Origin of the sequence: Chroococcidiopsis cubana SAG 39.79 (assembly GCF_003991895.1) — a bacterium.
GTDB lineage: Bacteria > Cyanobacteriota > Cyanobacteriia > Cyanobacteriales > Chroococcidiopsidaceae > Chroococcidiopsis > Chroococcidiopsis thermalis.
Window position 1 is genome coordinate 1 of the sequence record NZ_RSCK01000268.1, and the last position, 913, is coordinate 913.

The 913-nt window shown below is 38.8% G+C and carries 1 protein-coding gene; it reads left to right on the forward strand.

The annotated features are described in order from the left end of the window. Positions 1–188: 188 nt before the first annotated feature. The coding region (locus tag DSM107010_RS37840) for an IS1 family transposase (RefSeq protein WP_127025455.1) at positions 189–913 on the forward strand (725 nt) is incomplete at its 3' end.

Genomic DNA, 913 nt, shown 5'->3' on the forward strand with positions numbered 1-913 from the left:
GGTAGTGATATGGAAGTAGTGATGAGGTATAATCCTTGCCCTACAACGATTTCAGGCAATATTTGTAACATATAAAAACTACAAATAATTGTTAATTTACAATGATAAATGTTTTGGGAGTGCTGTTTGTCTCCGTCATTACTCTGTTATCTCGTATTACTCAACACTCAGACTCCCTGCAAGAAAATATACCAGAACTATCGCCCCAACAGACTTGTCCCTCCTGTCATTCTCACAATGTTATAAAGAATGGTTCTATTCATAATGGAAAATCCAAAAACCAATGCAAAGACTGTAGACGACAATTCGTAGATAACCCTAATAATATTGTTATTTCATTGCAGATAAAACAACTCATCGATAAACTCTTACTCGAGAGAATTTCGTTACGTGGAATTGCGAGAGTTACGGGTGTAAGTTGGTCTTGGTTACAAGATTACGTCAACTCCATCATGGCTCATACTCCCCGTCAAATAAGAATTTCAGGGAAATTAACAGGTCGCCTGACGATAGAATGTGATGAAATGTGGTCTTTTGTTGATAGTCAGAAAAATGCGGTCTATATCTGGCTAGCAATTGATCGTAACTCCCGAAAAATTGTCGGTTGTTTTGTGGGAAATAGAACTCGAAAATCAGCCCGTCAGCTTTGGGCTTCTTTACCAGACATTTCCCAGCAATCTGCTGTCGCTTATACGGATTTCTGGCAAGCTTATACAACAGTTATTCCCGTAAAACGCCACCGAGCTGTTGGTAAAGAAACAGGTCTCACTAATCGGATTGAAAGGTTAAATAATACCTTGAGACAGCGGGTTTCTCGATTGGTAAGAGCAAGTCTATCATTTTCCAAAAAACTTAACAATCACATTGGAGCGATTTGGTACTTCATTCATGGCTACAATGCAGAGTTAGACAG